This is a genomic window from Verruconatronum alginivorum, assembly GCF_056590205.1.
This window is the reverse complement of record NZ_JBWPVQ010000001.1, coordinates 5867402-5883709: the sequence shown is the minus strand read 5'-3', so window position 1 is coordinate 5883709 and position 16308 is coordinate 5867402. Positions and strand designations below refer to the sequence as shown.

8 protein-coding genes are annotated in these 16308 nt (G+C 60.6%); all 8 read left to right on the top strand.

What is annotated here, in order from left to right; all coding sequences use genetic code 11:
- Positions 1-122: 122 nt before the first annotated feature.
- The 8 genes from ACWUI2_RS21760 (at position 123) to ACWUI2_RS21725 (ending at position 16168) form a co-directional block, all read left to right on the top strand.
- Positions 123-857, top strand: a complete 735-nt coding sequence (locus ACWUI2_RS21760) for a prepilin-type N-terminal cleavage/methylation domain-containing protein (protein WP_486984951.1) — start codon at positions 123-125, stop codon at positions 855-857.
- 185 nt (positions 858-1042) lie between these two features.
- Positions 1043-1771 carry a DUF1559 family PulG-like putative transporter gene (locus tag ACWUI2_RS21755; protein WP_486984950.1) on the top strand — a complete coding sequence of 243 codons (729 nt, stop codon included), beginning with the start codon at positions 1043-1045 and terminating at the stop codon, positions 1769-1771.
- Between the two features lie 235 nt (positions 1772-2006).
- Positions 2007-6017 carry a hypothetical protein gene (locus tag ACWUI2_RS21750; protein ID WP_486984949.1) on the top strand — a complete coding sequence of 1337 codons (4011 nt, stop codon included), beginning with the start codon at positions 2007-2009 and terminating at the stop codon, positions 6015-6017.
- 141 nt (positions 6018-6158) lie between these two features.
- On the top strand, positions 6159-7694 hold the full coding sequence (locus ACWUI2_RS21745; RefSeq protein ID WP_486984948.1) for a sulfatase: 1536 nt from the start codon (positions 6159-6161) through the stop codon (positions 7692-7694).
- 27 nt (positions 7695-7721) lie between these two features.
- Positions 7722-9317 carry a sulfatase family protein gene (locus ACWUI2_RS21740; RefSeq protein WP_486984947.1) on the top strand — a complete coding sequence of 532 codons (1596 nt, stop codon included), beginning with the start codon at positions 7722-7724 and terminating at the stop codon, positions 9315-9317.
- A 27-nt stretch (positions 9318-9344) separates the two neighbouring features.
- Positions 9345-10832: a sulfatase gene (locus ACWUI2_RS21735; RefSeq protein ID WP_486984946.1), complete on the top strand. Its 1488-nt coding sequence runs from the start codon at positions 9345-9347 to the stop codon at positions 10830-10832.
- A 223-nt stretch (positions 10833-11055) separates the two neighbouring features.
- On the top strand, positions 11056-12429 hold the full coding sequence (locus ACWUI2_RS21730) for an arylsulfatase (protein WP_486984945.1): 1374 nt from the start codon (positions 11056-11058) through the stop codon (positions 12427-12429).
- Positions 12407-16168, top strand: a complete 3762-nt coding sequence (locus tag ACWUI2_RS21725; protein WP_486984944.1) for a sulfatase-like hydrolase/transferase — start codon at positions 12407-12409, stop codon at positions 16166-16168. The genes ACWUI2_RS21730 and ACWUI2_RS21725 overlap by 23 nt, the downstream gene beginning before the upstream one ends.
- The last annotated feature ends 140 nt before the right edge of the window (positions 16169-16308 follow it).

Below are 16308 nucleotides of genomic sequence, written 5' to 3'. Positions count from 1 at the left end.
GGCGTCAGCGAATTTTGCTTAAATTCCGGACAATTCCTTACCGCAGGGACCGCTCGGGCTATTACTCCCTACATTTGATGTATTGGGAGAATTGAATGTGGGCCATCATGCACTCTGAAACCATGAAACATTCGGCGGCTGGTACTTCCCGGGGATTTACTTTGATCGAGTTGCTGACCGTCATCGCCATCATCGGTATCCTGGCCGCGATCCTCATTCCCGTCGTGGGCCGGGTGCGCGACAGCGCCAGAAGTTCCCAATGCATTTCCAACCTCCGGCAAATGCACACGGCATTCATGCTTTATGCCGAGGACAACAACGAACTCCTTCCGGTCGGTGGCAACACCAACACCATCGTTTTTCGGGACGGAAATCAAAACGTGCGGTGGAACGGCGCGATTTTTCCTTACACCGTTGATATTGCCAATATGAACAGCTCCGATCGAGGCCCTTATTTGTGGCGGTTTGATTCGGGTGTGCCGACGGTTTTCGCCTGTCCCTCCGTCGACGACTCGCATAACGGATATCACTACAAGTCAAACCTCCGGGTCACTCCGTCAGCCCGGGCGGACCAACGCCGTCTCAGTCATTTTGAGTCTTCAGTAGTCCTGGTCGTGGACGGCGGCGGATCGGGAGGTTCGGCCAATAATTATAAGATCGACCCGACCAGCGACGGGACCCTCTACGCCAACAACGGGTTGAGTTTGCGTCACAGCAACCGGGCCAATGTGGTGTTCATGGGGGGACATGTGGCTAGCGTATCACGGGCCGACCTGCCATCGGTGGCCACGGCTCCGGACCGGGAGGAGTATATTTGGGGATCCCGTCCCGGCGGTGGGGGCAATCCATATTTCTGATTGACGGGCAATTCGAAAACAGGGAGGCAGCAAAAGGATCGATTCCTCGAAACTTTTCAGGCACCAACCTCACCGATCGCGTTTCTAAGCTATTTATCTGTGATCATAGCGGGAAGACAAACAAATCGGATCAAACGCCAAGAACCCCCGCACCCATCTGAATCGCTCAAGGCGGAAGGCGCCCTATGAAAAATCGCTTTAATTCCAAACCAATCGGTCGGAGGTCGACGGGCTTTACTCTTATCGAGCTCCTCACGGTCATTGCGATCATCGGGATTCTCGCGGCGATCCTTATTCCAGTCGTCGGCCGTGTCCGGGAGCAGGCCCGGACCGCCATCTGCGTTTCCAATCTCCGCCAGATGCATTTGGGCTTTATGATGTTCGCCGAAGCGAACCGGGACATGTTGCCTGTTCACGAAAACCACAACCAGAGCCAGTATGCCGACGGGATAGAGACCACCCGGTGGAAAGGAGCAATTCTCCCATTTATGGAGGAACGGATGACCCGCGACCAGTCCCGGATCTTTCTTCACGAATTCGATCCGAGCGTGCCGACGGTTTTCACCTGCCCTTCACGAGCTGACCAATTTGAAAAAGGTCCCAACCATTACGGAGCGAACATCCGGATCCTCCCTGCTACAACGCCCCGCAGCTTGAGCCATATTGAAACGAGCGCCGTTTTGGTGGCCGATGTTTATGACCGCCGCTTGAATCCTGCCACTGACGCCAGCCTCTATCCGGCGAATATTGGAACGGGGCTTCAGGGGCGGCATGGTGGCCGGGACAATGTTCTTTTTGTCAATGGCAGCGTCCAGAGCTTCCGGCGGGGAGAACTTCCCTCAGTCGCGGCAGACCCCGAGCGGGCGAACGCCCTATGGGGATCGCCCCCGCCGGCCTCAAACCCATATTTCTAATATAGTGGCGCCGTAGGCCTCTCTCCATGCCGCCTTCTTCTTCCGCTTTCTTACACCGCATCTCCCGCCCCTCGGGGATTCATCCTCCTTTCTCCGTTTTTCCTGAAACGGCCAGCGCATGGCGCGCTGGCCGTCGTCGGGATCCTTCCACCCAACCAAAATGAAAAACTCGCATTCTGTTCGTTTGCTATTCGCCGGGCTCGTGAATTTAAGATCCTGGCCTTTTTTTCGGCTGATGATTTTTGCGACAATCCTGGCGACCATGCTCGGCGTCATGGGCGCCGTGACCCCGGCCGGGGCGGTCGGCAGACCGGTCGTGGTCCCCGAGGCAACTCCATCCGGGCTGCCGGCGATCGCTTTCGGCCCGGCGGTCGGGACGACCGGCTACCTCGAGGTTCCGGCCCGGCCGGACGATTTCGATGGCCGGGGCAAGACCACCATTGTGGTGTTCAAACCGTATGCGTTTTCCGGCGCGCAACGTTTGGTCACGTCGGCCTACGGTATCCTCGATCCGGTCGGCCATCCTCAGGCGAATTACCAGGTCAATTCGACCATGGTTTCCGGCGCGGGTAACTTCCGGGCGACCCATCGGACGGCGACCAACGGGAATCCGGGCTTGAATGTGACCCCCGTGATGCAAGCGAACCGATACGTCATCGGTGCCAGTTTCTGGCGGCAGAACAACGGCGACTACGAACTGATCCTTGGCGAATACGACATCTACGATCAGTTCGCCTACCGGGGTAACACCGGCACCGGGGCCAACGCCAATCCGCAGGACCATCTTTTCACCCGCATCGGAGCGGCGGTGACCTCGGGGACCAATCCGAATCCAGCCGATTACTTCGGAGGGGAGATCGCCGCGGTTCTGGTCTACAATCGTGAGTTGCCCTTGGGCCCCGGCGGCGAATTCGGGCAGGTGGCGACCTTCCTGTATAATACTTATTTTACCCCCGGCGGCGGCGATCCCAACGCCGTTCCGGTGACGAATGGCTTGGTCCTCCATCTCAACGCCACCAATGCCGTTATCCAAAACAACCAGCTGGTGCAAGTGACCGATACCTCCGCGCGCAACAACCACGCCAATGTCGTGGTCCATGAAACCAAGGTCATCACCCAGTGGGCGAATCCAGGCGAAGGACTTTGGAACGTTCTTCCGAACTGGAACCCGCAGGTTCTTCCCCGCACCATCGACGAGGCCCAAATCTTCAACGGAGGCACCGCCGTCGTCGACGGTTCCATTACCGTTGGGACCATCGACGTCCGGAACAACAGCAAACTGATCGTGGAGCAGGGGGCCAACGTCCGCACCACCGGACAGGATGGTTCCGGCAATGATTTCAAAATCCAACAGGGCGGCGGCGTAATGGAAATACGGGGACATGTCCGGGCCGTGACCGCGCAAATCGGCAGCGGCAACGTCAACAACGGCGACATCGCGACCGTGCTGATCGACGGCGGAACCCTCACCTCGGATGGCAACATCCGGCTGGCCAACAACACCTCGCGGGCGATTTTCGAACTGCGCAACGGGGCGCTCGTCCACGCCTCCAGTAACTTCGTCCACAATCTCGGCAGCACCGATGATTTCGTCTTCCGGATGGGGAAGGGGACCACGATTCGGCAGGGAGCCGGGAACGGACTCGGCCGCTTCTACGACTGGCTGAACAGCGACAAGATCGAATTCCTCGATGAAGGGAGCGGCGCCTATCTGCGGGTGGAGTCGGTCGGCGGACAAAACATGGCGGTTCTCTCCATCGTGGACGAAGCCGACGCCAGCGTTCTCGCCCCGGCGGAGATCATCACGTGGACCACCCCGGTTGAAGGGAACTGGAGCGAGACGGCCAACTGGGATCCGGAGATGCTGCCCCGCTACGTCGACCAAACTCGCGTTTGGAATGGCGCGGAAGTGACCGTCGACGGCGATTTTGTGGTCAGCACGATCGATATCCAGGGCCCGAGCCATGTGATCGTGCCCGAAGGAGCCCGCCTCTCCACCACCGGCATTTTCGGCGCCCAAAACAATTTCGCCTTGAGCGCCGGACAACCGAAACTCACCGTCCGAGGCGAGGTCCACGCCAATATCGCCCGGATCGGAAACGGCGACATCGCCCTCGGCGACCTGGCCACCGTGGTGGTCGACGGAGGATCGTTCTTCGCCGCCGACGAAATTCGCCTCGCCGCCGGAACCTCCCGTGCCGAGATTTTCCTCCATGACGGCGGTCTGATGCAGACCAACGCCGCCTTCGCCGAATGGGGACCGACACAGGAGTTCGTGTTTTATATGGAGGAGGGGACCACCTTGCGTCAGCCCGGCTCTCCAGGCGCGATCGCGCAATACCGTTCGTGGGTCAATGACGAAAAAGTCGAGACCATCGGAGAAGGGCTCGGCATCCGGGTGTTCCGGCAAATCGTCGACGGACGCGATTGGGCGATCCTGACCGTGGTTCCCGAAGCCGAGGCCGGCGTGCCGCAAATCATTTCCTGGAATCTTCCGGGAACCGGCGATTGGAATGTCGCGGGCCACTGGAATCCGGAAACGGTGCCCGGTTCGCTCGACGAAGCTTTGGTCTTCAACGGCGGAACCGTCAACATCGCCACCGACTGGACGCTCGGGGCGATCGACATCCGCCACGGAAGCAGCGCGGTGGTGGATACCGGCGTCACCCTGACCTTGACCGGCCTCGACGGCGCCAACAACCAACTCAAGCTCCGGGAAGGGAACAACACCCTGACCATCCGGGGGACGGTGATCGCCCCGGCGCCTCAACTCGGCCGAGGCGATGTCAACAACGGCGACATCGCCAACGTGATTCTCGATGGCGGTAAACTTATTTCCACCGGAAACATCCTGCTGGTAACCGCGACGTCCCGTCTCGATGCTACCCTCACCAACGGCGCGTTTATCCAGGCCGGCGGATCGTTCCAGCCGCAGGGCGCCACCCATGACTTCCTGTTCACCATGGAAGAGGGAACCAGCTTGCGGCAAGGAAACGGTGCCACCGGAATCGACCAGTTCGTGAACTGGCTCAACACCGGCAAGATTGCTTTCGCCGAAGGCCTCGGCGCCCGGATCTCCATCGAGCGGATCGATGGACGGGACTGGGCGGTGCTGTCGATCGTCGATGAGGCTGAAGCCGGTTCGCCGCGAGTGATTCTGTGGGACAACCCGAATGCGGGCGATTGGAATGTCGCCGCCAACTGGAATCCGCAGATTGTTCCGGGTTGGCTCGATCGTGCCCAGATCCTGAACGGCGGCACGGTGACTGTCGACGACGACTGGACCACGGGCACCGTCGACATCCGGGGTGGCAGCAGCGTGGTAATCGAGGCCGGAGCCAAGGTTCATGCGCTCGGCACCGACGGTTTCGTCAACAACTTCAACATCCGCGAAGGCGGTGGATCGTTGATCGTCCGCGGAGATGTCCGGACCAGGTCCGCCCAGCTCGGTCGAGGGGACGTCGGCAACGGTGACATCGCTTACGTCCATCTCGACGGGGGCACGTTCGTTTCCGACAATCAGATTATCCTCGCGGCCGCTACCTCTCGCCTTGAAGTCACCATGGAAAACGGCGCAATGATGGAAGCGGCCAACGAGTTCCAGGAGTGGGGCGACACGCAGGAGTTCGTTTTCTTCATGGAAGAGGGGACGACTCTGCGCCAGAGCAACGCCCGCCCGGGCAATTCCCCGGTCGCGACCGGAATCACCCAGTTCAATTCGTGGATACTCGACGGAAAAATCGTGTTCGATGAGGGACTATATGCGCACGTCTTCCTCGAAACCGTCGACGGCAAACAATGGGCGGTGCTGACCATAGTTTCCGAGCCTCCCGCCTGGAACTACGCGGTCTGGCGCGATTTCCATTTCGACGAGATCGAACGCCTCGATCCATCCATCAGCGGTCCGGATGCGACTCCCGCCGGCGATGGCATGTCCAACAAACTGAAATTCGCCCTTGGTCTGGAGCCGAAGAAATACGGCCGTGACGCCTTGCCGGAAGTCAGTATTCAAACCGTGGATAACGTCCGCTACCTGACGCTCGTTTTCGACCGTCCCCTCAACGTGACCGGTATCACCTATCACGTCGACGCTTCGAACGATCTCGTGAGCTGGCCCGAGGCGGCCCTCGAAATCGATCAAGAAGCGAACGGGGACGACTGGGTCACGATGACTTACCAGGACTTGTATCCAGTCGATCAATTCCAACGCCGTTTCCTCCGTCTCCGGGTGGAGGGCGAGTTCTAACGGCAATGGCCCGCGCTGTCCGGGGTTTGCCACCCATCTGCAACCTCGGACAGCGTCGCGGAGTTTTACCTAAGGCGCTCCAAGACAAATCAATCACCGCATATTCCCGAAACGAAAATACCGAACCAACGACACCATCATATGAAGGATACCGACCCGAAAACACCGAACCTTCCCGAGCGCCTGACCGGCTTCGCCGCCGGGGCGTTGATCACCGCCGGTCTCTTTTTCAATCCGGCGCCTCTCGCGGCTGACGACGGCGTCCGCGCCGAGCGCCCCAACATTATTTTCCTGAACGCCGACGACCTCGGATGGGGCGAACCGGGTTTCATGGGAAGCACTTTTTACCAGACTCCGAATCTGGATCGTTTGGCCGCCGAAGGAATGGTATTCACCGACGGCTACGCCCCCGCCGCCAACTGCGCGCCGAGCCGGGCCGTCGTTTACACCGGACAATACCCTCCGCGCACCGGCGTCTTCACGGTGGGAACCCCGGAGCGGGGGAACGAGAGCTTCCGGCGTCTGATTCCAACTCCCAACACGCCCCATATTGCCCGCGACAATACGACATTCGCCGAGGTGTTGCGAGATCATGGATACGCCACCTGGCATGTCGGAAAGTGGCATGTCAGCAACGATCCGCGCCGCCACGGTTACGATGTCAACATCGGCGGCGGCCGTGGTGGAGGACCGGGGCCCGGGGGTTACTTCAGCCCCTACAATGTCCCGAACCTTTCCGACGGACCAGAAGGAGAGCACCTGACGTTCCGCCTCACCGACGAGGCGATTGGTCTCATGCGGGATCACGATCCGGAGCGTCCCTTCCTGTTGTCCTTCCAGTTTTACGTCCCCCATCTGCCGTTGCAGGCGAAGACGGAAACCATCGACAAATACCTGGCGCGCACTGCGACTCCCGCGCACTTCAATCCGGTCTACGCCGCGATGATCGACCACTTGGACGAGAACATCGGACGCCTCCTGGATGCGTTGGAGGAACTCGGATACGCCGATAACACCCTGATTCTTTTCACGTCCGACAACGGAGGCCTCCACCGGGTTTCGCGGCAATGGCCGTTGCGCGCCGAGAAAGGATCGTATTACGAAGGCGGCATCCGTGTTCCGTTGATCGTCCATTGGCCGGGGAAAGTCGCGCCGGGCGGCCGCACCGGAACTCCGGTGAGCGGCGTCGATTTCTTTCCGACCTTTCTGGAAGCCGCCGGGATCGAGCCCCCGACGGGCAAACTCCTCGACGGCCTTAGCCTTGTTCCGTTGCTCAAAGGGCAGGGCAAGTTGCCGGAGCGACCGATTTTCTGGCACTTCCCGAACTACTTGCAGGCCTATGGCGATGGGAATGTCGAGACCCGCGATCCCCTTTTCCGTACCCGTCCCGGGACGGTGATGCGTCTCGGTCGCTGGAAGTTGCACGAGTATTTCGAGGACGGCGGACTGGAACTCTACGACCTCGAGCGAGACTTGAGCGAGCGTCTCGACCTGTCCGAATTGCTCCCGGAGAAGACCTCCGAACTTCACGCGACCATGAAAGCCTGGCGCGAAGAAACCGGCGCCCCGGTTCCGTCCGAACCGAACCCGGCATTCGACGCGGAAGCCGAAGCCGAGGCGATCCGCACCTTTTGGGAGCTGGAAACCCTTCGCGAACAACCGTGGTCGCGCAACTGATGCGAGGCCAAACGATTCGAGTGACTCATGGTTGATTTAAAAACATCCGTTTCCACCCGTCCCATCGGCTCCCTTTTGGTCATTGGGGCTTTCGTCGCCGCCGCATTGCTCTCTCCATCCGAAATGGCTGCGGACGTTCCGGAGGGAGAACGCCCGAACATCGTCATCATCTACGCGGACGACGTCGGCTGGGGCGATCTCGGTTGTTATGGCGCCACCCTGATTCCTACGCCGCATATCGATCGTCTCGCCGCGGAAGGAGTCCGTTTTACCGATGGCTACGCCACCGCCGCCACTTGTACGCCGAGTCGCTATTCGCTTCTCACCGGCAAATATCCGTTCCGCAATCCGAACGCTCTCATCCTCCGCGGAGACGCTCCGATGCTCCTGAAACCGGGCACCGGCACCTTGGCGGAAATCCTGCGCGACGTCGGCTACCGGACCGCCATGATCGGGAAATGGCATCTCGGCGTCGGCGACGGCACGATCGACTGGAATGACGAAATCAAACCGGGCCCCCTGGAGGTCGGCTTTGATGTCTCCTTCATCCTTCCCGCCACCAACGACCGGGTGCCGACGGTCTGGATGGATGGTCATCGGGTGCACAACTGGAGCGCCGACGATGATCCGTTACGGGTCAACTACGACGAACCAATCGGCGATTTGCCGACCGGTCTCAGTCATCCGGGAAAATTGCTTTTTCCCGCCGACGAGCAGCATTCAGGGACGATCATCAACGGCGTGAGCCGGATCGGCTTCATGGACGGCGGCCAGTCCGCCTGGTGGGATGACGAGGACATGGGCTACGAAATCGCCCGCCGATCGCGCGCCTTTGTGGACGAGAATCACGAGCACCCGTTTTTCCTTTTCATGTCGATGACTCAAAACCACGACCCGCGACTCCCGCATCCGGATTTCCAAGGCAAAAGCGGCACCGGTGTCCGGGGAGACGACGTGGTCGAACTCGACTGGATCGTCGGCGACATCGTCGCCAAGCTGGAGGAACACGGCATCCGCGAAAACACCCTGATTATTTTCACCAGCGATAACGGGCCGATCTTCTGGGACGGCTACTACCAGGGAGCGGTCGAGGATGCCAACGGACACCTGGCGAGCGGACCATTCCGCAGCGGCAAATATTCCGCCTTCGAAGGAGGAACCCGGGTGCCGACCATTCTGAACTGGCCGGCGCGAGTGAAGGGTGGGATCGTCTCCGGCGCCATCGTCAACCAGGTCGATCTATTGGCCACGCTGGCGACACTGGTCGGCGCGGAAATTCCCGAAGCCGCCGTCGACAGCGAGAATCACCTGGCGGCATGGCTCGGAGAAACGATGGAAGGGCGGGAGCACGTCGTCCAACAGGGAATGGGGGGAATGATGGGGTTTCGCAAAGGGGATTGGAAATTGATTCCGGGCGGCCGGGTGCCGGTCTGGGTCGAGCGTAAGCACAATACCTATCCGAATCCACTCAGCTCCCCCATGCCGCGGCGGAACCAGCCGATGTTGTTCAACCTCGCGGACGACCCGGGCGAATCGAACAACCTCGCCGAAAAACATCCCGAAAAAGTCGAGGAATTGCAGACTCTCCTGCGCCGGATCCTCGAAAGCGACAAACCATCCTGATACCACCCTCAACCCAACCGGAACAACATGATGAAACGACTCTCCACGAAAACCATTCTTCCTCTGATCGCCGGCCTGGCGGCGGGCACCGGCCTGGCCTTCGCGCCATCCGCCGCCGATGCGCGCGATCCGCAAAACCGTCCGAACATCCTCTTCATGAACGCCGACGATCTCGGGTGGACCGACGCGGGTTTCATGGGAAGCTCCTACTATCAAACCCCGAATCTCGACCGCCTGGCCGCGCAGGGAAAGGTGTTCACCAATGGATACGCTCCCGCCGCCAACTGCTCGCCGAGCCGGGCCGCCGTCTACACCGGACAATACGCTCCCCGGACCGGCGTCTACACCGTCGGCACCCCCCAGCGCGGCGAATCAGAATTCCGGCGGCTCATCCCGATCCGGAACACCCAGTTTATCGCCGAGGAGAACATCACCTACATGCATTTGCTCCAGGAAAACGGCTACGCGACGTGGCACGTCGGCAAATGGCACGTGAGCGATGATCCGCTCCCCCATGGTTACGACGTCAACGTCGGGGGATGGCGGGCCGGCGGACCCGGCGGGCGAGGCGGGTATTTCAGTCCCTACAACAATCCTCACCTGGAACCCGGTCCGGACGGCGAGCACCTGACCTTTCGTTTGACCGACGAGGCGATCCGGTATTTGGAGAATCATGACAGGGACCGTCCATTCCTTCTCTCGATGCAATACTACATTCCGCACACTCCACTCGAGGCGATCCAGGAGGTGATTGAAATTTACGAGAAGCGAATTCCGACCGCGGCGCACGACAACCCGGTCTATGCCGCGATGGTCGATCATCTCGACACCAACGTCGGCCGTTTGCTGGACGCGCTGGAGGAGCTGGGGCTCGCGGAGAACACGTTGGTGGTGTTCACGTCCGACAACGGTGGCATTTACCGAACCTCGCGGCAGTGGCCGCTTTGCAGCGAGAAGGGCGCCTATTACGAAGGGGGGATCCGCGTCCCGCTGGTCATGCGGTGGCCGGGGCACATCGAACCGGGAAGCCGGTCCGACACGCCCGTGAGCGGAATCGACTTTTACCCGACCTTTCTGGAAGCGGCCGGGGTCGACGCCCCCGAAGACAAAATTCTCGACGGAGTGAGTCTCGTTTCCTATGTGCGCGGAGAGCGGGAACTGGAAGAACGCCCGCTTTTCTGGCACTTTCCGATCTACCTCCAGCAAGCTCCCCGCAATTGGAATTTCGACTCCCGCGATCCGATTTTCCGCACCCGTCCGGGTACGGTGATGCGGATGGGCCGGTGGAAACTCCACGAATACTTCGAAGATGGCGGTCTGGAGCTGTATGACTTGGAAAAGGACATCGGCGAACGGGTCAACTTGACGGGAATCTTTCCGGAGAAAACCCATGAACTCCATTCCATGATGAAAGCCTGGCGGGAGGAAACCAACGCGCCGATTCCGACCCGGTTGAACCCCGAATTCGACCCGGAAGCGGAAGCGAGAGCCTTGCGGGAATTCTACCATCAATAAGCGCGCGGTGAAGCATCGAGAAAATTCTCTCGGAGGGATGGGAACTTGTGGTGCCGGATCGGCTGGCGCGACACACCCCACCGCTCTTGCGAGCGGTCCCCCCCTCTCAAGAGGGGAACTTTTTTCGCCCCATCCAAAGCGGGGGCTCCAACAGGGAAGGAGTTTATCTGTCGGCTCACTCACGGCGGGACTGGCCCTCGCGGCCTCTTTTCTCGCCGGGCCGTTGCTTCCGGCGGCGACGGCGGACTTTCCGGCGGCAGACCGGCCGAACATCATCTACATTCTCGCCGACGACCTCGGCTACGGGGATATCGGGGCGTTCGGGCAGGAAACGATCCGGACGCCGCACCTTGACCGGATGGCCGCCGAAGGCATCATCCTCACCGATCATTACGCCGGTTCCACGGTTTGCGCGCCGTCGCGCAGCGTCCTGCTCACCGGGCAACACACCGGACGGACCCCCGTGCGGGACAACATCTGGGTCGGACCCGAGCAAGGGCAGAAACCGTTGCCCGAAGGGACCTTCACCATCGGCCACCTGTTGCAAAAAGCGGGCTATGTCACCGGTATCTCGGGCAAATGGGGTATGGGAGCGGACGGTTCCAGCGGGACCCCGGACAAGCAGGGATTCGACCACTTCTACGGCTTCCTTTGTCACCGGCACGCCCACAATTATTACCCGACTTTTCTCTGGAGAAACGGGGAGAAAGTGCCGACCGCCAACGAAGTGATCGGCAAGACCGGCCTCCCCGCCCGAGCACTCGACCACGGCCGGGCGAGCATCACCAACCGGGCAGAATATTCCCACGACCTGACCATCGGCGACGCGTTCGATTTTATCCGGGAAAATCGCGACGAGCGCTTCTTCCTCTACCTTTCGCTTCAACTGCCGCACGCCGGAGTCGGAGACATGCCGGTGCCGGACTACGGACCGTATGCCGAAAAAGACTGGCCTCCCGGACCGAAGGGGTTGGCCGGGATGATTCACCGGATGGACCGGGACGTCGGGCGGTTGTTCGAGTTGTTGGACGAACTCGGGATTGATCGGCGGACCGTGGTGATGTTCACCAGCGACAACGGTCCCCACCGGGAAGGTGGAAACGATCCGGACTTTTTCAATTCCAACGGTCCGTTCCAGGGGGTCAAACGCGACCTCTACGAAGGGGGCATCCGGGTTCCGTTCATCGCCCGCTGGCCGGACCGCATTCCAGCCGGAACGACGAGCGATCATCCGAGCTATTTCGGCGACATGATGGCGACCTTCGCGGAACTGACAGGCAGCGAGAAGCATTTGCCGGACGACATCCAAAGTATCAGCTTTCTTCCGACACTGATCGGGGCAAGCGACCGGCAGGAGGCCCATCCCTACCTGTATTGGCGGTGGCAGCAAACCGAAGCTGCTCGGTCGGGCTCTTGGAAAGGGATGCGGCCGGTTGGCGGAGGCTTGGCGAAGATGAGACTTTTCCACCTTCCGAGCGACCCCGCGGAAGAAAATGATCTCGCGGGGGAACATCCGGAAATCGTCGAACGACTCGCCCGTTTCATGAAAGAGGCGTATGTGCCGCTGAAAGCTGATGGAGGAGATTCTGGTGAATAAGCCGCCGGTCAGTTTGTTGACCAGCTGGACACGGTTCGCTTCTCCGGCCCTTTTTCTTGGCGTCTCGTTGGCGGGACTTCCGGCGTTCGCCGAAGCCGAACCGCCCGAGAGGCCGAATATCCTTTGGTTGACCTTCGAGGACACCAGCCCCCATTTCCTGAGCGTCTACGGCAATCCGGAAGTCGCGATGCCGAACCTGGAGCGTCTCGCGGCGGAAGGAGTGGTCTTCGAACAGGCCCGTGCCACCGCCCCGCATTGCAGTCCGGCCCGTTCGACCTTGATTTCCGGCACCTTCGCCACGACCTGGGGAACCGACCATCACCGGGAAAACCGGGCGGTGCCGCACGACCGTTTCTATTTTCCGGAACTGCTCCGCGACGCCGGCTATTTCACCACCAACAACAGCAAGACCGATTACAATGTCATCGGGTGGGGAGGGTATCGACCCAACGTCTGGGACGCCAGCAACGACGATGCCGGTTACAACGATCCCGGACGACAACCGGGACAACCATTCTTCGCGGTGTTCAATCAGAACTTGTCCCACATGGGTCGTATCCGCTCCTTCCATACGGACGAACGCCGGCCGTTCGAGGGATTCGAGCCGGAAACGGTTCAGCTTCCCGGATATGTTCCCGATCTGCCGGAAATCCGGTCGGATTACTCGTTTCTTCTCGAAGGCATGATCGATCTCGACCGGTGGATCGGCTTGTTCCTGGACGATCTGGAGACGCGGGGATTGTTGGAGGATACGATCATCTTCGTCTATTCCGATCACGGCGGCAGCATGCCACACTCCAAGGGATACCCCTTCGACACCGGGCACCGCGTTCCCCTGGTCGTGTGGACCCCCGAGCGCTGGCGCCATCTGGTCGACTTCGAACCGGGCGAGCGGACCGACAGACTGGTCGGGTTTGAAGACCTCGGCCCGACCGTCCTTCGCCTCGCCGGCATCGATCCACCCGGGCACATGCACGGCCGCGACGTTCTCTCCCCGGAAGCGATTCCCAAGGAATATCAGTTTCTCTTCCGGACCAATCACGGGTGGCATTACGACCCGGTCCATTCAGCCAATGACGGACGTTTTCACTACATGCGTTTTTACCGTCCGCACAAGCCGCTCAGCCTGCGGCAATCGTACCAATGGGGGGTCCCGGGGTTCATCGCCTGGGACCGGGCCTACCGGGAGAATCCGGGTTCGCTTTCGCCGGTCCATCGCCGCTGGTTCCAGCCGACCCCCTCGGAATACCTCTTCGACCTCGAGGCCGACCCGTGGGAACTTAACAATCTCTCCGGGAATCCCGCGTATCAGGAAACTCTGGACCGGATGCGCGGTGCGTTGGACGGACATCTCGCCGAAACCGGGGCCCTGAGTTTCTTTCCTTTTGAGATGCGGACGCCAGCCGGCGACGGAAAGTCGTTGTACGAGTGGGTCCGGGAAAACGATTATCCTTTGGCGCAACTGCACGCAGCGGCGGCGATCGCCAGCCGGGGGAAGGGGGAATATTTGGATCAATTGATCGGGTTTCTTTCGAGCGAGCATGCCGAGATCCGATTCTGGGGAGCTTCCGGCCTGGCGACGCTCGCGCAACGGGGCGAGATGACCGCGATCCCGCCCGAGTTGATCTGGGCCGCGGAGAACGACCATGCCCACATCGCGATAACCGCCGCCGAAGCTCTCTGTTATCTCGGCGACACCGAACGCGGTCTTCCGATCCTTCAGGGGTTCATGACCGACAATCGCTCGATGATCGCCGGAGCCGCCACTTCCTCGCTCGAGACGCTCGGACCGCTCGCGCTTCCGCTCGCCGATCTTCTTCGGCCATACAGCGATCGTTTCCGCTGGCAGACGGTGTTGATCAACATGGGCGAGATGACGGTCGACGAACTCTACGGTGGCAACTACGGGGAGGGACTCGAAGTCAACCGGGAGCGTCGCGACTGGCGGACGCAAACTCCGAACCCGGTCGTCCCGCGGGAGATCGACTGGGTGAACCCGTCGGTCGGTTCCTGGGGAGTCGAAGCTAATTGGAACCCGGCTGATGTGCCGACGCGGATCGACCAGGCCCGGGTCTGGAACGGCGGAGTTTCCCGCGTGACCGCCGACTCGGTAACCGGGACCGTCGATATTCGCTACGGAAGTCACGTCATCGTCGAAGCCGGCGCGAGCCTGACCACCACCGGGGAGGATGGAACCCAAAACAATCTGGCGATGCGGGAAGGAACGCCGTTTCTCACTGTGTACAGACGAGCCCATGCGGAGATGGCTCAAATCGGCCGAGGCGACATTGCGAACGGCGACAGCGCGACGTTGACGGTCGATGGAGGAATCCTGTTGGCGGACCGGGACATCCGGTTGGCCGCCCAACGATCCGAAGCCAACATCTGGGTCCGCAACGGCGGAATCATCCAGGCCGGCCGAAGGTTCGAACCTCTCGGTGCGACCGAAGATTTCGTATTTCACATGGAAGAAGGGACCATGCTGCGTCAGGGAAACGTGTCGAACGGCCTGACCCTCTTCAATGAATGGATTGCTTCCGGAAAAATCGTCTTTCTCGGGGAGAACCTTGGAGCGGCGATCCACCAGGAGACCAGCGGCGGAAGCGACTGGGCGGTCCTGCGAGTTATGCCGGAAGGTCAGACCGAGCCGCCCCGGACGATCAACTGGACCCGTTCCGGCGAAGGAGGATGGGAATCGTCCGGGAATTGGAACGCGCCGTTCCGTCCCCGCCGGTTCGATCAAGCCCGTATTTGGAATGGCGCTACGGCGCGCGTTTCCGGCGACGAGACCGTCGGCACCGTCGATGTTCGAAACGGCAGTCACCTGATCGTCGAGTCCGGGGCGCGATTGACGACGACCGGCGAGGACGGAACCCCCAATAATCTCAACCTGCGCGAAGGGGGCGTTGCCCGGTTGACGGTCTATGGCACCGCGCATGCCGAGACCGCCCAGCTTGGCCGGGGAGATGCGGCGGCGGGCGACATCGCGATCGTGGTCGTTGATGGAGGCACGTTTCTCAGCGACCGGCATATCCGTTTGTCGACCCAAACCTCCCGGGCGGAGATCACCTTGTTGAACGGAGGCGTGATGGTGACCCGCGAAGGGTTCACCCCGTGGGGGCCGACCGACGACTTCGAGTTTTTCCTGGGAGAAGGAACGATGCTTCGGCAAGGCACCGGGTGGGCCGGAGTCACGCAGTTCAATCAATGGATCGCCGAAGGGCATGTTTCGGTGATCGGCGAAGGGCTGGCTCCCAAGGTCCGGATCGAAACCGGAGGGGGAAAGCAGTGGGCGGTCTTGACGGTTGTACCGGAAATCGCCGGACGAACTTACGACGATTGGTTGAAGCAGCAATTCGAACCATGGGAACGGGAGGATGAAACGATCAGCGGGCCGCGGGCGACGCCGGCGGGCGATGGAATCGAAAACCTGTTGAAGTTCGCTCTCGGACTCCCGGCGAAGGAACCATCGCGCGGTGCGTTGCCGGAGCCGCGCCTCGAACGCATCGACGGCTTCGATTATCTGACGCTGACCTTTGCCCGGCCCGACGACGTGACCGGAATCGTCTACCGGGTCGATGCCTCGGACGACCTCGTCGACTGGACCGAACCGGCCATCCTGGCCGCGGAAGTCTCCGGAGAAAATGATTTCACAACCCTCACTTACCGCGACCCCTGGCCCATTGATGCACACACCAGACGCTTCCTCCGATTGACCATCGAACCAGATTATCCGTGACACAGGCATTCCTGCCTGTGCTCTTCAATCCCTGTTCTCTCTTATGAAACGTTACTGTTCATGCGGGTTGCAGGGCGATCAAGTTTTCGCGCGAAGCGCTTTGGAGTGCGGTGCGTCCCCGCACCGCTTTCGGAATGGTC

Coding starts and splice junctions, on each gene's coding strand:
- ACWUI2_RS21745 (WP_486984948.1), top strand. CDS start 6,159: ATGAAGGATACCGACCCGAAAACACCGAACCTTCCCGAGCGCCTGACC.
- ACWUI2_RS21740 (WP_486984947.1), top strand. CDS start 7,722: ATGGTTGATTTAAAAACATCCGTTTCCACCCGTCCCATCGGCTCCCTT.
- ACWUI2_RS21760 (WP_486984951.1), top strand. CDS start 123: ATGAAACATTCGGCGGCTGGTACTTCCCGGGGATTTACTTTGATCGAG.
- ACWUI2_RS21735 (WP_486984946.1), top strand. CDS start 9,345: ATGATGAAACGACTCTCCACGAAAACCATTCTTCCTCTGATCGCCGGC.
- ACWUI2_RS21755 (WP_486984950.1), top strand. CDS start 1,043: ATGAAAAATCGCTTTAATTCCAAACCAATCGGTCGGAGGTCGACGGGC.
- ACWUI2_RS21725 (WP_486984944.1), top strand. CDS start 12,407: ATGGAGGAGATTCTGGTGAATAAGCCGCCGGTCAGTTTGTTGACCAGC.
- ACWUI2_RS21750 (WP_486984949.1), top strand. CDS start 2,007: ATGATTTTTGCGACAATCCTGGCGACCATGCTCGGCGTCATGGGCGCC.